The sequence below is a fragment of the Roseovarius sp. EL26 genome (assembly GCF_900327775.1).
GTDB lineage: Bacteria > Pseudomonadota > Alphaproteobacteria > Rhodobacterales > Rhodobacteraceae > Roseovarius.
Genome location: NZ_OUMZ01000005.1, coordinates 330,831 through 347,840, shown reverse-complemented (window position 1 = coordinate 347,840; position 17,010 = coordinate 330,831). Strand labels below are relative to the sequence as shown.

Below are 17,010 nucleotides of genomic sequence, written 5' to 3'. Positions count from 1 at the left end.
CCTTTCAAAACCGTGTCGGGGAATAGGGTGCTGTCGAAATCGAAGCCGCTTCACCCCTTACAATCGATGCCACCAGCTCTGCCGTTGCGGCCGACTGGGTCAAGCCCAAATGTCCGTGACCAAAGGCATATATCACATTTCCTGCGCGCTTCGATGCCCCGATCACCGGCAGGCTGTCCGGCATTGAGGGCCGAAAGCCCATCCATTGCGTGCCGCCGTCGGTCTCGAGGCCGGGCAGGAACTGCGCCGCCTTGTTCAGCAGGATGTCGGCACGCTTGTAGTTAGGAGCTAGTTTCAACCCGCCCAATTCCACTGCGCCGCCAACCCGGACGCCGTCATTGATGCGGCTGACCACAAACCCGTGCCCGCCAAAGGTCAAATGCGTGCGCAGATCAAAGGCTCCATCTGGCAGCGTGGTGTTATAGCCCCGCTCGGTTTCCAGTGGAATGCGGTCGCCAACCGTGCGCGCCAGATGATGCGACCACGCCCCGCAGGCCACAATGACTTTGTCAGCTTTGATCAACCCATCGGCACCAATCAGGCGCACGCCGTCACCGTCATTTTCCAATGCGCGAATATCGCCCTGATCAATCACACCACCAAGCGCCACAAAGGCCTGCGCCAGATGCTCGACCCACGCCTTGGGGTCAACGGTATTGATCCACTGGGGGGTATATCCGGCATGGGTAAAACGCGGATCGATCCCGGGTTGAATTTCAGCAATCGCCTCAGCGCTCTCTAGCAGCTCAAACTCGATCCCATGCGCGCGACGCAAATCCCATGCGCCTAGGCTCTCCTGAAATTCGCGTGCGCCTTCAAAGAGCTGCATTTGCCCTTCGCGCCGGATCAGGTTCTCGCCATCCGTACCCGTAATCTGGCGTTCCAAAGCCTCGCGCGCCAGCCCCATCAACGTCGTCTGTGCCATTAACGAATGCGCGTACCGGTCCCGCCAGCTGGCCCGCCAGAACCGCAACATCCAAGGCGCAATTTTCAATGCATAACGTGGTGGCACGGACAAGGGCCCTAGCGGATCCAGCAGCCATTTCGGGGCTTTACGCATAATCCCTGGCGTAGCCAGCGGCACGATGTCGGTAAAGGCAAAGGCCCCCGCATTCCCCTGTGATGCCTGCGCTGCCACACCTTCACGGTCTAAAACCCGCACGTTATGGCCTTGACGGGCCAGCTCCAGCGCGACGCTGATGCCAACCACCCCGGCCCCGATCACAATGATATCTTGCCCCATTGCGGCTTCACCCAAGTTAATCTGAATGTTGGTTCAAGCGGGCACTTTTGCGCCCGCTCAGTCAATTGTTAAAGATAAATCCCATCCCGAAACGGGTCACCCTCAGTGAAACGCAGTGTGCTTTCGCCCATGACATGCGCCTGCCCGGTCAATAACGGAATGACACCGCCATTTGCCCCCGGCTCGTATGACAAACGATACGGGCTGCCAATTACGCTTTTCTGGATGATCTCCTGCCCCGGCGCCAATTGCCCCGCCGCCGCGAGACAGGCCAGACGGGCCGAACTGCCGGTGCCACAAGGCGAACGATCATAAGTATCATCGGGGCACAAAACAAAGTTGCGACTGTGTACGCCGCCCTCTTCTGCCGCCCCTTGAAAGATCACGTGATCAATCGGCTCGCCCTGCTCTCCGCCGACACCCTGCGCAATGCAAGCCTCGCGAATGGAAATGGTAAGGGCCGTCATCTTTGCGATATTGCCAGAGATCACCGGAATCGGACTGGGATCAACGATGAAAAACCAATTGCCTCCGTAAGCCACATCCCCGGTTACAGTGCCATAGCCCTCCACCTCGACTGAGACTGCTGGGGTCACCCGACGGCTCTCGATGTTGATCACGGTGACGGTATTGGCGTCATGCAAAGTGATCGTTACCACCCCTGCAGGTGTTTCGATCTTATGCGTTCCCACATCTATCCGGCCCATATCCGCCAGCGTCACCGCCAACCCGATGGTGCCGTGCCCGCACATGCCCAAAACGGCATCGGCGTCAAAGTAGATTACCCCGGTGACACACTCCAGATCGACCGGTTCCACCAGCAACGCCCCGACCATGCCGGGTTGGCCGCGTGGCTCCAACAGGATCGATTTGTAGAACGCCTCATGATCGGTGGCCAATCGGCGGGCGCGCTCGGCCAGTGGCCCGGATCCAAGATCCGGGCTGCTGTCGAGGATCACCCGTGTGGGCATCCCGCCGGTGTGGCTGTCGATTACATGCATTCGGTGATGATCCCACCTTGCTTGGACCAATCGGCAAACCAGCTGTTGAACAGTGCATATTGCTGTTCGCAATAGTTGCGCTGCGCATCAGTCAGCTCGTCAGTTTCCACAAAATGCAGGCGGTATTCTTCTTCACCGTTCAGTACCAGAAGATACTTGTAATAAAGCACCAGATCGGTGCCTTCGTCAAAGCTGGCCAGAACGCCAAAGGCTTCTTCCAGCTCCAGCGCGCGTTTGCGGGCCTCGGCATTACCTTCGGCCGCTTTTTGCGACAGCGCCGCCAGCAAAAGCGCTTCTTTTGGAAGCGCAGTACCGATACCGGTGATTGATCCGGTGGCACCACAGTTCACAAACCCGTGGTAAACTTCGGTATCAACGCCAACCATCAGTGTCACTTGGTCGTCCTGGCTGGTGATATGTTCGGCTGCATAGCGCAGGTCGTCCTTGCCGCCAAATTCCTTAAACCCGATCAGGTTTTGGTGCTCGGCCCGTAGGGCGAAAAACAAATCCGCACGGGTCGCAAAGCCATATACCGGGCTGTTGTAGATTACCGCTGGCACATCTGGCGCCGCTGTCAGAATCGCCTTGAAGTGGTTCTTCTGAGCTATGGCAGAAGACCCGCGCGATAACACACGGGGGATCACCATTAGCCCTGCGGCGCCGACCTTTTGCGCATGTGCGGCAATGGCAACGGCAGATTTGGAGTTAATCGCACCGGTGCCAACAACCACTGGCAGGCCTGCCTCTACCAAGCGTTCAACACCGGTCATGCGCTCTTCGTCGCTCAGCAATGGCCAGTCGCCCATCGATCCGCAATAAACCACCGCAGACATGCCTGCCGCGATCATCTCTTTGCCCTTTTTCACAAGCGCATCAAAATCAGGTGTTCTGTCCGCTTTGCAAGGGGTCATCAGGGCCGGCATCGTGCCGGAAAAAACGTTCTTCGTCATGGTCATTCTCTTTGCTTCAGAGTTCAACAATATGTGGCCCGATACAGGCTGGCCAGAAACTTACGGAGATGTCCGAAGAGCCTCGCCGTGGTGCGTGAATCACTCATTATCGCAAATTGTATCCAAAATCCAATTTTTTTTCACCTTGTAAAACAATACCCCGTCAATGGAATTGAAGCGTCTATTTGTTGGATTTATCCAGCCCTCAAAACTTCATACCCTCTCAGCCCGTTATTTCTTATTGAGAGGCTTGTATTTAAGATCACCCTTCCTAAATTTAAGAATAACACCAACGGAAACTGAGTATCTCAACATGATCATGACATTTGCCGCCTTCGTCCTTTTGGTTTCGCTGCAAAAAGTTATGTCTCATGCCTGCAACAATCACGCTTTCCAGCCTGTCCTGGTCCACACCTGACGGCACTCCCCTTTTCGACAATCTGAACCTCACTATCGGATCAAAACGCACCGGTATTGTCGGGCGTAATGGCACCGGCAAAACATCTCTGTTGCGGCTGATGGCTGGCGAAATCCGCCCCCATTCAGGTACGGTGCAGGCCACTGGCTGTTTGGGCCTAATACGCCAAAACATCCTGCCCCACCCCGGTGACACGGTTGTAGACCTGTTCAATGCACGCACGGCGCTGGCCCTGCTTGCCAGTGCCGAAGCCGGATCAACAAGCGCAGAAGACCTTATTGACGTAGATTGGACCCTGCCCTCGCGTATCGACGCGGCCCTTCGTAAATGCGCCTTGTCGGTTGACCCACAGACGCCGCTTGCCGCGCTTTCCGGTGGCCAATCCACCCGCGCGTCATTGGTTGCGCTGATCTTTGATCAGCCGGATTTCCTATTGCTAGACGAACCGACCAACAACCTAGACCACGACGGGCGCAAGGCGGTGATGGAGCTTGTTCACGGCTGGCGTGGCGGTGCCGTGATCGTAAGCCATGATCGTGAACTCCTTGATCAGATGGATAACATTCTAGAGCTGACCACACTGGGAGCGACGCTATATGGTGGCAACTACAGCGCATACCGCGCCTTGAAAGCGGAAGAGCTGCAGGTGACAGAGCAGCATTTGTCTCATGCAGCAAAAAACCTGACAGAGGTCAAACGCCGCGCCCGACAAGCCGCAGAGCGCAAAGCACGCACAAACAGTGCCGGACAAAAAGCCCGTGCCAATAAAGACCAACCCAAGATGGTGATGAACGCTGCCAAAGAACGGGCCGAAGCCTCAGGCGGCGCAGGTGCCCGCCTGCGCGAGGCGAGATTGAAAAGTGCCATTGACCAACATTCACACGCACGCAACAACATAGAGATCCTGCAGCCTCTGCATATGGAGACCCCGACGACCCAACTGGCCAAAGGGAAAGTGGTCCTTCAACTGGATCACGTCACAGGCGGCCATAACCCCGAACTCCCAACAATCCGCGACCTGTCGCTGGCTCTCACCGGCCCCGAGCGCATCGCAATCACCGGGGGGAACGGCAGTGGCAAGACGACATTGATCAAACTGATCACCGGGGCGTTAAAGCCAACCTCAGGGCAGATTGACGTTCGGGCCTCTTTTGCACTGCTCGACCAAAACGTTGACCTTCTTGATCCACAACTTTCCCTGCGTGAGAACTTTCTGCTCTTGAACCCAAAATCATGTGAAAACCACTGCCGCGCGGCCTTGGCCCGGTTTTTGTTTCGCGCCGAAGACGCGTTGCAAATCACGGAAAGCTTAAGCGGTGGCCAGAGGCTGCGCGCAGGCCTCGCCTGCGTTTTGGCTCGGGCTGATCCGCCACAGTTGTTGATTTTGGATGAACCAACCAATCACCTCGATCTAGATGCAATAAAGGCGCTAGAGGCCGCGTTGCTATCCTATGATGGTGCATTGATTGTGGTCAGCCATGACAAAACATTCCTTAAAAACCTGAACTTGGATCGGAAGATCAAGCTGAAATAGGGGCTGTTCTGTGGTTGATTATTGCCAGCTGACCGGCTCCAATTGGAACAGTTTGGCCAGTTGTTCATAGACTGCAGGCAGCTCATTCTTCAGGGCCTTTGGTTTCTCAAAAAAGACCTCGACCGCAACCGCGAAAAACTCTTCGTGGCCTTCCGCGCCATAGGCGTCGATGACCGTCTTGCGCCCCTGCTCAGTGTCCTGAACATGAGCCTCGAATGCCGTCAAAAACACACGCTCCCATTCCGCAAAGCTTTGCCCTTTGCTCAGGATAGGTACGCCATTGGTATGCCCGGACAGGTCATCGATTTGATGGGCGAATTCATGCAAAACGACGTTGTGGCCATCCCGGTCATTCATCGCACCCTGCTTGCTATGCGCCCATGACAGTACGACCGGACCCCGCGTCCAACTTTCGCCAGACCGTACGATTTCCTTTTCAGTCACCACAAAGCCACTATGGGCACGTTGGCGCGATTTGAACGCGCCTGGGTAAATCAGGATAGTGCTGAGATTTTTGTACCATCTGTCGCTGTTGACGACCAGTAAACACGCCTGCGCCGCAATCGAAAGCTGCATTTCCTCAGTGATCTCCAGTCCGTCGCAGCCGTAAAAATCGACCTGATGCAGAAACAGATTCATTTTACCTTCTAGCCTGTCACGAAATTCGACCGGCAACCGCTTAATAAGCGGGACATGCTGCGCAACAATTGCGCGCTCACCCTCTGTCAGCGCGGCGGCAAGAAGCTCTGCATGCATTTGGGTTTTTGCCCAATGGCGATAGCCGAACACGCCAGCGATCAAAAACAAGGCTATTAGAACAATAATCATGCGAAAAGGTTATACTGGTCAAACGGTTATTGGAATTCAAAATATCAGCTGACCTTTCCTTCAGTCTCGCCTAAACCTGCATGCTGAAAAATACACGCGTCAGACTTCCCTCTCACGCGTCACCTATGCTGTACTTTTGTCGCGAGAGATTGAAATACCTCACGCGCGTTAGCCGGCGCCTCCGCCGTAGGGTGCCCAAGCCGTTTCAAAGCGCCCTGTTTGATCACAGCCCCACCCGCCAACGCATAACCGGTATCAGCAACAAAGCGAGACAGGTCGATTGGCATCTGCAACAGGTCAATATCGTGCACGGCGGCAGAACTTGCAGCTTCAGTTGCGGCAACTGAGCTCCCGTTCGGGGCGATAATTTGGGCTGGCATCCGAACCTGCGTCGTCAAGTGCTGCGTTAGCTGTGCCAATGGGTGCAGGCGCGCGGTCGGATAAGGCTCCAATACATCGCGCAGGATATCAGCCGCCAGACCATCCGCGCCCAGATAAATATCAACCTGGCCACCGACCCGAGCATGTGCTGCAATTCGTCCCAGACAATGATGCGTCACCTGCACGCCATCATCCGCCACAACCATCAACTCTTTGCCGATGTCGTGCGCATGAAGATGCAGGAAAAACGCCAAAATCGTCTCAGCCATCGCATTGTAATGCCCGACATCACGCGGATTGTTTTCCAATCGACCGATATCGACTTCGGCGATGCCCGCCCCAGCAGCATGCACCCGAACCATCACATCCAGATCAGCGGCATAGTTACCAATGATCTCATGATGCGCAATCAGGCTACGGTTGACCAGATAGATGCCTGTATTGGGCGCTCGCAGGTCCGGCATCCGGGGAAACAGCTGGCGCATGGCGGGGCCCACCAAAAGGCGAGTCATCGGCATATTGTCACGTAGATCGTTCCACGCCCCTTTGACCAGCCCCACACCGGGCGCACGCGCTTCGACCATGCGGGCAAACAGATCTGTTTGAAACTTATCCAGATCAGCATCAAGCTTCATCACCCAATCATTGCGGGCCGCTTTCAGCCCTGCACGCACCGCCTCACCCATTCCCGGCGTCGCCTCAAACACCACCGTGGCGCCGGCCTTTGCCGCCAAATCACCGGTCTGATCCTCTGAGCCATTATCGACGACAACGATCTCATCCACCCAGTCCATCTGCATCAATGTGCTGACCACACGGGTAATCGTTGCCGCCTCATTTCGTGCAGGTATGATTACTGATACCAGATCACTCATCACTCAAAACCCCTGTGCTGCACGTACGGCGCGCTGCCATTGCGCATAGCGTGCGTCACGCGTGTCTTCGTCCATCGTGGGTTGAAATATCCGCTCGCGTGCCCATGTTGCGGCAAATTCCTCAGGACCCGGATAAATTCCCGCCTGCATCCCGGCCAGCCAAGCCGCACCCAGCGCCGTGGTTTCCAATATCGGCGGGCGGTCAACCGGCACACCGTTGATGTCGGCCAAAAACTGCATTGCCCAATCCGAGGCCGTCATGCCACCATCAACCCGCAACACAGCATCGTCATCACCGTCCCAATCGGCGCGCATTGCCTCTAGTAAATCCCGGGTCTGAAAACCCACACTTTCCAACGCCGCACGGGACATTTCTGCCGGGCCTGAATTGCGCGTCAGACCAAACACTGCGCCACGACAGTCGGCATTCCAATAAGGGGCTCCCAAGCCGGTAAAGGCGGGCACAATCACCACATTTTGAGTAGGATCAGCGGTTTTTGCCAACTCCTGCGTTTCAGCCGCACCTTTGATAATTTGCAATCCGTCACGCAGCCATTGAACCACCGCTCCCGCGATGAAAATCGACCCTTCCAGCGCATAGGTCGGCTTGCCATCCAATTGATAGGCAATGGTCGTCAGCAGTCGGTTCCTGGACGTGACCGGCACATCGCCCGTGTTCAAAAGCGCAAAACAACCTGTGCCATAAGTTGACTTCATCATGCCCGGTTGAAAACAAGCCTGCCCGATGGTGGCGGCCTGCTGATCGCCAGCCACGCCCAAGATCGGCACTTCTTGTCCCAGAATATCCGCCTGCACCATGCCATAATCCGCCGCGCAATCGCACACCTCAGGCAGCATCGCCATCGGAATATCCAACAGGGCACAGATCTCGGGGCTCCAGCACCCCTCACGGATATCGTAAAGCAACGTGCGGGCGGCATTGGTTGCATCAGTGGCATGCACTTTTCCGCCGGTTAACTTCCAGATCAGGAAGCAATCGATGGTCCCAAATAATAGTTGCCCTGCCTCGGCCCGCTCCCGCGCGTCATCAACATTGTCCAAAACCCACTTCAGCTTGGTGCCCGAAAAATACGGATCCAGCAAAAGGCCTGTGGCGTGACTGATCATCTCCTCATGCCCAGCCGCGCGCAGGGCATGGCACAAGTCAGCTGTGCGCCGATCCTGCCAGACAATGGCATTATGTACTGGTGCGCCTGTTTCGCGGTCCCAGACAACGGTAGTTTCGCGCTGATTAGTAATGCCCAATCCGGCGATATCAGATGCGGCGATACCAGCCTTTTTTACCGCCTCTCGGCAGGTATTCGTGACGGTTGACCAGATATCCGCAGGATTATGTTCGACCCAGCCCGATTGCGGGAAATGTTGCGCAAACTCTTCTTGCGCGCTGGCAACCGGGTGCAACCCTTGATCAAACACAATCGCCCGGCTTGAAGTTGTCCCCTGATCAATTGCCAGCACATAAGTCATTGCGCATCCCTTTTGTCGCTTTGAACGCCATATCAATGCGTTCGCATCGGGATCGCAAGCCCTCTCTGCACATCAAACAAAGAAGTGCTCAGCGCCTTAAACGCTGTCGGCTGTATTTTCGACCTCTTGCTGTTGCCGGTTTGGCAGTTTTTCATATGCACGAACATAGTCAGGCAGCGCGGCAGTCTGGTCGCCATTCGGGTCGCGGATCGCATCACACATAACCTGTTTGATCAGCACTTCACCGGCCCAATGAGTCAGCCCCAGATCCTTTTCAAAATCCGCGGCCGGACCTGCCCGCATCTTCGCAACTGCCTCATTCAGCGGAATGCGCATTACTGTTGTGGCATTCAACTCTTTATCGGTCGGCGGGCGGGTGTCTTCGTAACGCCCCTTCATGACCTGATCGGCGTAGGCTTTGAACGAGGCGCGTTTCTCTTCGGGATCTTCCACCAACTCTGGCTTGCCGTACACAACAACAGATCGATAGTTGACCGAGTGACTGTACAGGGCGCGTGCAAGCACAATCCCATCCAACAAAGTTACCAAAACACAAACATCCTGACCACTAAGTGCTGCGCCCAGCATGGTGCTCTTGTTTGAGCCATGTATGTAGATGAAATCCCCCATGCGACCATATCCAGTTGGCAGCACCATCGGAGAACCCTTGTGGAGATACGCCACATTACACATGAAACTTTCATCCAGAATGGCGTGAACTGCCTCCCTGTCGTAAATGCCGCGATGCGGGCGGCGGGTCAGTTTAGTCCGGTCTGTGACGGGGATCTGTGTAGCATGTGACATAACGAGAATCGACTCCGATGCAGGTGTGTTTTGAACCCGTGGCTTAGTCGAAATCTGGACATCTATTAATGACCAAAAGTGGCTTTTTTGGCCATACCAATTGCACTTAACCCATTATCCCCGCTGCATCTTCACCGGTATGTCTCGCGCAAGTTTCAGTAAGTGCGCCATAAACGGCTTGTGTGCATCCTCTTCGCGGATGGCCGCGTATAATCGGCGTGTCACGCCTTTTTCAGTGATCGGGCGGGTTACGTAATCATCGCTTTTGCGCAGTTCACGCACCACCCAGTCGGGCAGAACCGCCACCCCGCGATTGGACGCCACCAACAGCAAAATCACCGCCGTCAGTTCCACTTGCCGCACCGCGCGTGGCTCTACCTTGGCCGGGCTCAAAAGCTGCGTGAACACATCCAAACGCGCCCGATCCACCGGGTAAGTGATCAGCGTCTCATTGCGAAAATCCTCAGCCACGACAAATTCTTTCTGCGCCAATGGATGCTGACCAGCGGCAACAAATACCGGTTCATAATCGAACAGCGGTTTGAAGATCACACCCGGCAGGTCCTCGGGATCGGATGAGACCACCAGATCGACCTCCTCCTTTTGCAGGGCAGGCAGCGCATCAAACGCCAGACCGGGGCGGATATCGACATCCACCTCGCTCCATGATTTTCGAAATGCCTCAAGCACTGGAAACAACCACTCGAAACATGCGTGGCATTCAATCGCAATATGCATCCGCCCGGCGCTACCCTCGCGCAGGCCGGAAAACTCTGCTTCCATCGCCTCTACTTCGGGCAGAATCTTTTCTGCCAGCCGTAACAAACGCAAGCCCGCCGCCGACAATTTCAGCGGCTTCGATCGGCGGACAAACAGTTCCACCCCGGCCTGATCTTCTAAGCCCTTGATCTGATGGCTCAGCGCCGATTGCGTGATATGCATCAGATCCGCTGCGCGTGCCAAACCGCCAGCCTGATGGATGGCCCGGATGGTTTTGAGATGCCTGAACTCGATATGCATTATTAGTTATCTTCATTTAGATAGTGAATATTATGAAGTTGTCTCACATTCAGCCACCTGCAACAAGGGCGCATAGACAACCCAATGCAGGATAAGACCGATGACCACACCAGATATCTCATTCGAATTTTTCCCGCCTCGCTCGCTCGAGGCTTCTTTTCGCTTGTGGGATACGGCGATGGCGCTGGCTCCGTTTGACCCGGGCTTTGTTTCAGTCACATATGGCGCCGGTGGCACCACGCGGCAGCTGACTCAGGAAACCGTGAGCGCGCTGCACAAAACCACCGATCTTAAGGTTGCCGCACACCTGACTTGTGTTGATGCCTCACGCGAGGAAACGCTTGAAATCGCCAAGCAGTTCGCCCTTGACGGCGTGACTGAAATCACCGCCTTGCGTGGCGATCCACCAACTGGCACCGGCCCCTTCCACGCCCGCCCCGATGGGTTTGCCGACAGTTGCGAGCTGGTCGATGCGTTGGCGCGCACCGGAAACTTCAAGATCCGCGTTGGCGCCTATCCTGAGGTACACCCTGAGGCATCAGATCAGGCCGCTGATATCAATTGGCTCAAGCGCAAGATTGATGCCGGGGCCTCAGAAATCATCACTCAGTTTTTCTTTGAAGCTGACGTGTTCTTCCGTTTTCGCGATGCCTGCGACAAGGCTGGCATCACCGTGCCGATCCTTCCCGGCATCCTGCCAATTGAGAACTGGAAAAACGCGCGTGAATTTTCCCTGCGATGCGGCGCTTCCATACCTGATTGGCTAGATCATGCCTTTGATAAGGCGCTGAGAGATGATCGTGAGCAGCTTTTGGCAACAAGTGTGGCAACAGAGTTGTGCAGTGACTTGCTTGAGGGCGGAGTTGAGCATCTGCACTTCTATACCCTCAACCGGCCAGACCTGACGCGAAATATCTGCCATGCGCTTGGCTTGAAATCGCATCAAGCCCTGCGTCACGTCGCCTAAGCCTTCAAGGCCTTACCTTTTCAACCGGTTGCCGCCTCATGGATTCAATCGGTTGAAAATTAACCATCCTACTGTCAAAGCTAAATTTCGTCACACACTGCGGGATCAGTTAGCTAACCGTTTCCGCATCCGGCAGGCCCGGTTCAACCTGATGTACGCTGGGGTGTACCGTTTCAGACGAATCCACTCCCACATCGCGACCGCGTCTGACCCAAAATATCTTACCCCAACCACGCCACGTCCCAACAGACGGTGCCTGCGCATCGATCTTGTAATGCAGCTTCCAGCCGTTCGGCAGTGGCAGGCCACACGCCTCGGCCTTGTCCAACATCCACACAAACGGAATATTGGCCAAAGGCCGCGCCTGATCATAACCACCCAACTGTCCGCCGATATCGCCATGGGTACCGCGAAACCACATCTGCTCCACCTTACCATCAAATCCCGGAGCGGTTTCCCATAAGACTGGCTCAAACGTGCGCCGCGTCTCATCCAGCGCCAGCGCATGATAACCGTGGCGCACCGATGCGCCCAACCGGTGGTCATGAAAGGCATGCGCCTCTTCGCTCCATCGCCAGATAAGCGGCAGACGCAAGCCCAGCGCCTTGACTGTATCCCAAACGCCGATCATCTCAATCTCAACCGCCGCATGACAATGTGCCTCGGCAAAAGCGTCAGCCACAGCGCTACCTGCGCCCGCCTGATAATGCCGGTACGCGGTGCGAATATTGCGTTCAGTCGCATCCGCAGCACGCAGCAACCCAACCCGGTCAATAACCCCAGCAAGCGAGCGCACTGCAAAAGCCCCACGTGAATATCCTAATAGAAAAATCCGATCACCCGGCCGGTACCTGCTGGCAAGATATCCATAAGCACGGCGGATTTGGCGGTTGATACCCTTCCCGGTCATCACATCAGGTGCACGACGCCAATCACACCATTGAATTCCAGATTCGTAATAAAGAGATAGCTCAGCCCCAGCGGTAGAGCTTAACAACTTATAAGCCAGCCCGGCATTGCTTTCACACCCCACGCTCAAGCTGGACATCGTTCCATCAAGAATAATGACATGTGTGACCTGCCCACGTGTGCGGGCAAAAGCGCTCTGCCCCCGTCGCCGTCCGGGGCGAATAAAATCAAAAATTGTTTTTGACCACTGGCGCCAGGTCATGCACAGCACCTCTCGTATTTATCCAGCCGGTCTTATCAGCCTATCATATAAATATGGACGAATAAGGGCTATCGCACCACACGAGGTATGAAACTTGCCGTGAGCAATCATTTCAAACGCCCGCTATCACAGCCTACAGCACAGAACTTTATAGAAAGTAATCACGCCGTGCTGCGTCAGTTCAGCCGGGTCACTGTCACCGGCTCACCAAGCCCATATCCGTTAAAGCCGGTGTTGATGGCCCGTGAATAGGCTCCCATACCATCAAACAGGATATAATCTCCCTCGGCGATATCATCCGGAAGCGCCACAGGGTCAGGCAAGCGATCAATACTGTCACAGGTCGGACCATATACAACGCGGCCAGACATGCGCCCCGCACGTTCGTGCCCTTGTGGATCAATAATGCGAATCCGATCGACCATCATCATGTCGCGCCCTTCACTGAACCCGCCATAAATACCGTCGTTAATGAAAACCGCGCCCCCCGGACGGATTGCTTTGACACGCGCCGCCAGACTAAAGGCATCCGCGACCATTGCCCGACCTGGCTCGCATACCAACTCTGGGGCATCCGTGCCAAAACACCGGTCTGTTTCGCGGCGAATGTGATCGAAAATCGCCTCCAGATCAGGCGCATCCCCAACACGGTGCGCGGCAAATCCTCCTCCAACATTCAGGCGCGCCAGTGACACGCCTGCCTGTTTAGCAACATCTGCGACTGCCGCGATATAACACCCCCACGCCGTCGGATCCGCGCATTGTGTGCCGGGATGAAAGGTCATCGCCGGGGTAAAACCCAATTCCACAATCCGGCGCAGCAGTTTCGCAGCCTCATCGGGTCCAGCACCAAATTTCTCGCCGAAATCGTACACCGCTCCTTTTATTGGCAACGCCAGCCGGATCGAAATTTCAACATCCTTTACCAAGCTCGCAATTTTCTCTAGCTCGCGCGCGCAATCCACCGAATACGACGCCACACCCAGCTCTGCAGCCAACGCAACTTCCTTGGGTGACCTGACCGGGTTGTTGTAGTGCAAAACCGCATCTGGAAACACACGGCGCACCGCCTGCATCTCTTGCGGGCTGGCCACATCAAAGGCGCGCACCCCTGCCGCCACCAGATTGGCCAACACTTCCTCGCCCGGATTGGCCTTGACCGCATAGGTCACCAAACCGTCAAACCCATCTAGAAAGCGCTGCGCCGTTGCCTGCAATTGTGTTGGGCTGAAATACAAAGAAACTGTATCGGGCTGCTGCCTGCGCAGATGCGAGATCGGATCATTCCAATGGGGGGTATTACGCATGCTCAAAAACCTTATTTACGCTCTGCCTTTCATTTTCGGGGAATTTTTGGTCGATTTCTCAGGTCATACTGCATACTATGACCAGTAATATCGTCAAATTCAGTTATCAATCATGCAAATAGACGAAACTGACCGTTCTTTGATTACCTTGTTGCAGGAAAATGCCCGCATGCCAGTGACCAAACTGGCCAAGCGTTTGAATCTGGCACGCACCACGGTTCAGGCCCGGCTGGACCGGCTTGAACATTCCAAAGTCATTCAAGGTTACGCTGTTCGCCTAAACGAAAACATGCGCGCGCCAATTCGCGCAACGGTCCTGCTGGCAATTGAGCCACGCAGCGCGCCAACGGTCTTGGCGCGGCTTGAAACCCACTTAAACGTCATGGCCGTCTATACTACGTCTGGACGGTTCGACATGATTGTTGAGCTTGAGGCGCAAAGCACGGAAGAGCTGGACACAACCCTTGACCAAATAGGCGAGGCCAAAGGCGTGAAAAGCTCTGAAAGCCTGATCCACCTGTCGACCCGTATCAATCGACGCCGATGAACAAATTATCAATGGCCGCTATGCGGACAAAGTTGCTATTTGATGGGTATAAGGGTAAAAAGGTCATACTTTATCAATTAGATAAATTTCTGAACAGTTTTGAACTGCTCGTATTAGTTTTTTAACAATTTTGAACAAAAGGAACATTCAAGTGAAACTATTGAAACTCCTAGGTACTGCTTGCATCGCATTGGTCGCAGCTACATCAAGTTACGCTGCAACATTGGATTTCGACTTTTCCTTTTCGGATGGGGTAGCGGATGTTTTCGGAACCATTTCAGGTCTGTCCGATAACACCAACGATCAGGCAGCCACTGCGATCACTGTGTCTTCCGTCGCATTCGGGCTTGATACAGTACAGTTCCTAACTGTCCCCACAAGCGTAACAAGTAACACATTCTCAGTTGCGGATGGTCTAATCACGTCCGCAAGTTTCTCGGCCAATGTGGCCAACAGTTTGCCATTACCAGGCAGGTTGTTTTTGTCTCTTGGGTTTGGCCCTACCGAGATTGAGCGCTTCGGCGGCCTGCAGGCAACTGATGTAACAGGTGCGATTTTGTTCAGTGTAATTGAAACTGGTGGTAATGGTCCATTCGGTCCGGCCACCCCGCCGATCAGTTCTGTTCCGTTGCCCGCCGGGGGAGTGCTATTCATCAGTGGTTTATTTGGTCTTGGTGTATTGCGAAAGAAAACGTCAAAGCCAGCTATCAAACTTCTGGCATGACAGGCCCGGTGTGGACTCAAAGCCGCCATCCATCTTTGTGTCCCGCACGCCGGTATCAGCTCCCGTAGATCGTCCCCCACCGATGGATCATTTTTTGCTGCAGCCGCTTGGCGCGCGTGTTCCAGCTTGACGCCCCCGGTGGGCGCGTCCCGACCGACAGATCAAACTTGCTGCGTTGTTCTTCATTTGCGGTGAAAATCGCAAAACTCATTTCTCGCCCATCCGGTGCCACCATGTATCCAGCCAAAGAGCTGACAAAATACAGTGTACCGGTTTTAGCCACCACCTTAATCGGATGCGAGGCCAGCTTTGCCCCATTAGCATCACGCATCGGGATGTTTTTCAAAATCGGCACCAACTGAGTGTCCTTACGCACCTGCGCCAAGGCCCGTGCAAGCGCCTGCGCAGATAGCTGCGACTGTGGGTTCAATCCCGAATGGTCCCACAAGTCCGCGCCTTCCATGCCGAGATCGGCCATGGCCCATGCGCTCATCTCCAGGGCAGACGCCCGTAGATCAAGCGGATGCCCGACACGTTTGGCCGTGGCGACCATTCCCACCATTTCGGCCGTGATATTGGTGGAATACTTCAACATATCGCGCAGGACTTCGAGCAGCTGATCACTCTTTTCACTGACCAAAACCGTGCCCTCAGGGGCCTGCTCCAACCGCGCGCCCATCTTCATCTTGATGCCGTGCGAGCGGGCAAAATAGGAAAACACCTCTGCGGCATAGGTTGCGGGTTTGCGCATCGGCAACCAACGCGCCCCTCCGCCGCCTAACGCACTACGCGCCACACTCCAACTGTCATATGTACCGCCATCGGAATAGGCATAGACTGGGCCTTTGCGGTCCGAAAGATTCATCCGCGCGGACAGAACATCAGGCCGATATTTGCCAGACCGCGCATCCATCGTGATGGCATATTTTCCACCGCTACGCTTCCATTCAAAATGCACGCGATTGAAATTCAGGTTCAGCCCTGAAATCGCAGGGTTATACCCCACTTCGATCGGTTGGGTCGGGTCAATCATCGCTTTGTAGGGAATTCCTCCATCCCAGATGCGCAGATCACCATCAACCTGATAGACACCGGCCTCTTTCAGGTTCGCGGCCATGCGTGCCAACGCGTCTGTATCCAGCGTCGGATCCCCACCGCCGACCAAAACCAAATCGCCCTTTAGCACACCATTCTCTACCGGGCCCAATCCAATTAACCGCGTCTCAAATTGGTATCCCGCCCCCAGAACGGCCAGACCATATAGCGCAGTCACTGCCTTGGTCACACTGGCAGGTGGTTGCCCTGCCTTGGCATTGTGCCCCTCCAAAATCAGGCCAGATTTCACATCAACCACTGAACACGACACCTGCCCGCCCAGTTTTGCCTTAGTGATCAGGTCCTCAATCGCCGAGGCCTTCGGCCGTCGTGCCCGAACCTTCGGCCGCAGTTGCGGGCGCAGCGAACTGGCAGGGGCTTCGGCCAAAGCCATCGACCCGGCACTGCCCAGCAGCCCGGCCAAGATAAACCGACGTGAAAGATCTCTTGCCATAGTTTTAACTAAACCTCAGCCCGCCGCCGGGGACAATCCCGTATTCGTCACATGTCACCCGAAAGGGCGATCACAATGTATTGTTTATTGCTTAAACCCCAAGGGCCACTTTGACGCACTCCACTGTTTCATGCGGCCACAAATATCCCGCCACAGTCACCCCGAGGAAGAGGCCAAGCCGATGACGAGTTATCAAGCGCGCC

15 protein-coding genes are annotated in these 17,010 nt (G+C 55.1%); 4 read left to right on the top strand and 11 right to left on the bottom strand.

Annotated features, from left to right (window positions below; translation table 11 throughout):
* Positions 1-4: 4 nt before the first annotated feature.
* From D9A02_RS03580 to D9A02_RS03570, 3 genes are all read right to left on the bottom strand, one after another.
* On the bottom strand, positions 5-1,243 hold the full coding sequence (locus D9A02_RS03580; protein WP_120499597.1) for an FAD-binding oxidoreductase: 1,239 nt from the start codon (positions 1,241-1,243) through the stop codon (positions 5-7).
* Between the two features lie 68 nt (positions 1,244-1,311).
* Complete coding sequence (locus tag D9A02_RS03575; protein WP_120499596.1) at positions 1,312-2,244, bottom strand: proline racemase family protein; 933 nt, start codon at positions 2,242-2,244, stop codon at positions 1,312-1,314.
* Complete coding sequence (locus D9A02_RS03570; RefSeq protein ID WP_120499888.1) at positions 2,235-3,194, bottom strand: dihydrodipicolinate synthase family protein; 960 nt, start codon at positions 3,192-3,194, stop codon at positions 2,235-2,237. The genes D9A02_RS03575 and D9A02_RS03570 overlap by 10 nt, the downstream gene beginning before the upstream one ends.
* 371 nt (positions 3,195-3,565) lie before the next feature.
* On the opposite strand from D9A02_RS03570, the gene D9A02_RS03565 reads away from it, so the two are divergent.
* Positions 3,566-5,146 (top strand): ABC-F family ATP-binding cassette domain-containing protein, encoded by a 1,581-nt coding sequence (locus D9A02_RS03565; protein ID WP_120499595.1) that lies wholly within the window; start codon positions 3,566-3,568, stop codon positions 5,144-5,146.
* 18 nt (positions 5,147-5,164) lie between these two features.
* Here D9A02_RS03565 and D9A02_RS03560 read toward each other — a convergent pair whose 3' ends face one another.
* The 5 genes from D9A02_RS03560 to D9A02_RS03540 all read right to left on the bottom strand — a co-directional run bounded on the left by D9A02_RS03560 (position 5,165) and on the right by D9A02_RS03540 (position 10,542).
* Positions 5,165-5,974 (bottom strand): zinc-dependent peptidase, encoded by an 810-nt coding sequence (locus D9A02_RS03560; protein ID WP_120499594.1) that lies wholly within the window; start codon positions 5,972-5,974, stop codon positions 5,165-5,167.
* A 119-nt stretch (positions 5,975-6,093) separates the two neighbouring features.
* On the bottom strand, positions 6,094-7,230 hold the full coding sequence (locus D9A02_RS03555) for a glycosyltransferase (RefSeq protein ID WP_120499593.1): 1,137 nt from the start codon (positions 7,228-7,230) through the stop codon (positions 6,094-6,096).
* 3 nt (positions 7,231-7,233) lie between these two features.
* Entirely contained in the window at positions 7,234-8,718 is a 1,485-nt protein-coding gene (gene glpK / locus D9A02_RS03550; RefSeq protein ID WP_120499592.1) for a glycerol kinase GlpK, read from the bottom strand.
* Positions 8,719-8,814: 96 nt separating this feature from the next.
* Entirely contained in the window at positions 8,815-9,522 is a 708-nt protein-coding gene (locus D9A02_RS03545; protein ID WP_120499591.1) for a pyridoxamine 5'-phosphate oxidase family protein, read from the bottom strand.
* Positions 9,523-9,636: 114 nt separating this feature from the next.
* Positions 9,637-10,542, bottom strand: coding sequence for a LysR family transcriptional regulator (locus D9A02_RS03540; RefSeq protein ID WP_120499590.1), 906 nt, complete (start codon positions 10,540-10,542; stop codon positions 9,637-9,639).
* 100 nt (positions 10,543-10,642) lie between these two features.
* Here D9A02_RS03540 and metF point away from each other — a divergent pair, with 100 nt between their 5' ends.
* Complete coding sequence (gene metF, locus D9A02_RS03535; protein ID WP_120499589.1) at positions 10,643-11,509, top strand: methylenetetrahydrofolate reductase [NAD(P)H]; 867 nt, start codon at positions 10,643-10,645, stop codon at positions 11,507-11,509.
* Positions 11,510-11,618: 109 nt separating this feature from the next.
* Here the strand turns inward: metF and D9A02_RS03530 are convergent, their stop codons facing one another.
* Together D9A02_RS03530 and D9A02_RS03525 are read right to left on the bottom strand one after the other, a co-directional pair.
* A complete protein-coding gene (locus D9A02_RS03530) occupies positions 11,619-12,680 on the bottom strand; it encodes a DUF2235 domain-containing protein (protein WP_120499588.1) in 1,062 nt (353 codons plus the stop codon).
* Between the two features lie 176 nt (positions 12,681-12,856).
* Complete coding sequence (locus D9A02_RS03525; protein WP_120499587.1) at positions 12,857-13,987, bottom strand: type III PLP-dependent enzyme; 1,131 nt, start codon at positions 13,985-13,987, stop codon at positions 12,857-12,859.
* Positions 13,988-14,099: 112 nt separating this feature from the next.
* On the opposite strand from D9A02_RS03525, the gene D9A02_RS03520 reads away from it, so the two are divergent.
* Together D9A02_RS03520 and D9A02_RS03515 are read left to right on the top strand one after the other, a co-directional pair.
* Entirely contained in the window at positions 14,100-14,534 is a 435-nt protein-coding gene (locus tag D9A02_RS03520; protein ID WP_120499586.1) for an Lrp/AsnC family transcriptional regulator, read from the top strand.
* Positions 14,535-14,685: 151 nt separating this feature from the next.
* Positions 14,686-15,258, top strand: a complete 573-nt coding sequence (locus D9A02_RS03515) for a VPLPA-CTERM sorting domain-containing protein (protein WP_162932954.1) — start codon at positions 14,686-14,688, stop codon at positions 15,256-15,258.
* A 55-nt stretch (positions 15,259-15,313) separates the two neighbouring features.
* Here the strand turns inward: D9A02_RS03515 and D9A02_RS03510 are convergent, their stop codons facing one another.
* A complete protein-coding gene (locus tag D9A02_RS03510; protein WP_120499584.1) occupies positions 15,314-16,807 on the bottom strand; it encodes a D-alanyl-D-alanine carboxypeptidase/D-alanyl-D-alanine-endopeptidase in 1,494 nt (497 codons plus the stop codon).
* Positions 16,808-17,010 lie beyond the last annotated feature (203 nt).

Excerpts from the sequence above, each read along its gene's own strand:
- glpK (WP_120499592.1), bottom strand. The coding sequence starts at position 8,718 with ATGACTTATGTGCTGGCAATTGATCAGGGGACAACTTCAAGCCGGGCG.
- D9A02_RS03540 (WP_120499590.1), bottom strand. The coding sequence starts at position 10,542 with ATGCATATCGAGTTCAGGCATCTCAAAACCATCCGGGCCATCCATCAG.
- metF (WP_120499589.1), top strand. The coding sequence starts at position 10,643 with ATGACCACACCAGATATCTCATTCGAATTTTTCCCGCCTCGCTCGCTC.
- D9A02_RS03530 (WP_120499588.1), bottom strand. The coding sequence starts at position 12,680 with ATGACCTGGCGCCAGTGGTCAAAAACAATTTTTGATTTTATTCGCCCC.
- D9A02_RS03510 (WP_120499584.1), bottom strand. The coding sequence starts at position 16,807 with ATGGCAAGAGATCTTTCACGTCGGTTTATCTTGGCCGGGCTGCTGGGC.
- D9A02_RS03575 (WP_120499596.1), bottom strand. The coding sequence starts at position 2,244 with ATGCATGTAATCGACAGCCACACCGGCGGGATGCCCACACGGGTGATC.
- D9A02_RS03555 (WP_120499593.1), bottom strand. The coding sequence starts at position 7,230 with ATGAGTGATCTGGTATCAGTAATCATACCTGCACGAAATGAGGCGGCA.
- D9A02_RS03525 (WP_120499587.1), bottom strand. The coding sequence starts at position 13,987 with ATGCGTAATACCCCCCATTGGAATGATCCGATCTCGCATCTGCGCAGG.
- D9A02_RS03520 (WP_120499586.1), top strand. The coding sequence starts at position 14,100 with ATGCAAATAGACGAAACTGACCGTTCTTTGATTACCTTGTTGCAGGAA.
- D9A02_RS03570 (WP_120499888.1), bottom strand. The coding sequence starts at position 3,194 with ATGACGAAGAACGTTTTTTCCGGCACGATGCCGGCCCTGATGACCCCT.
- D9A02_RS03545 (WP_120499591.1), bottom strand. The coding sequence starts at position 9,522 with ATGTCACATGCTACACAGATCCCCGTCACAGACCGGACTAAACTGACC.
- D9A02_RS03565 (WP_120499595.1), top strand. The coding sequence starts at position 3,566 with ATGCCTGCAACAATCACGCTTTCCAGCCTGTCCTGGTCCACACCTGAC.
- D9A02_RS03560 (WP_120499594.1), bottom strand. The coding sequence starts at position 5,974 with ATGATTATTGTTCTAATAGCCTTGTTTTTGATCGCTGGCGTGTTCGGC.
- D9A02_RS03580 (WP_120499597.1), bottom strand. The coding sequence starts at position 1,243 with ATGGGGCAAGATATCATTGTGATCGGGGCCGGGGTGGTTGGCATCAGC.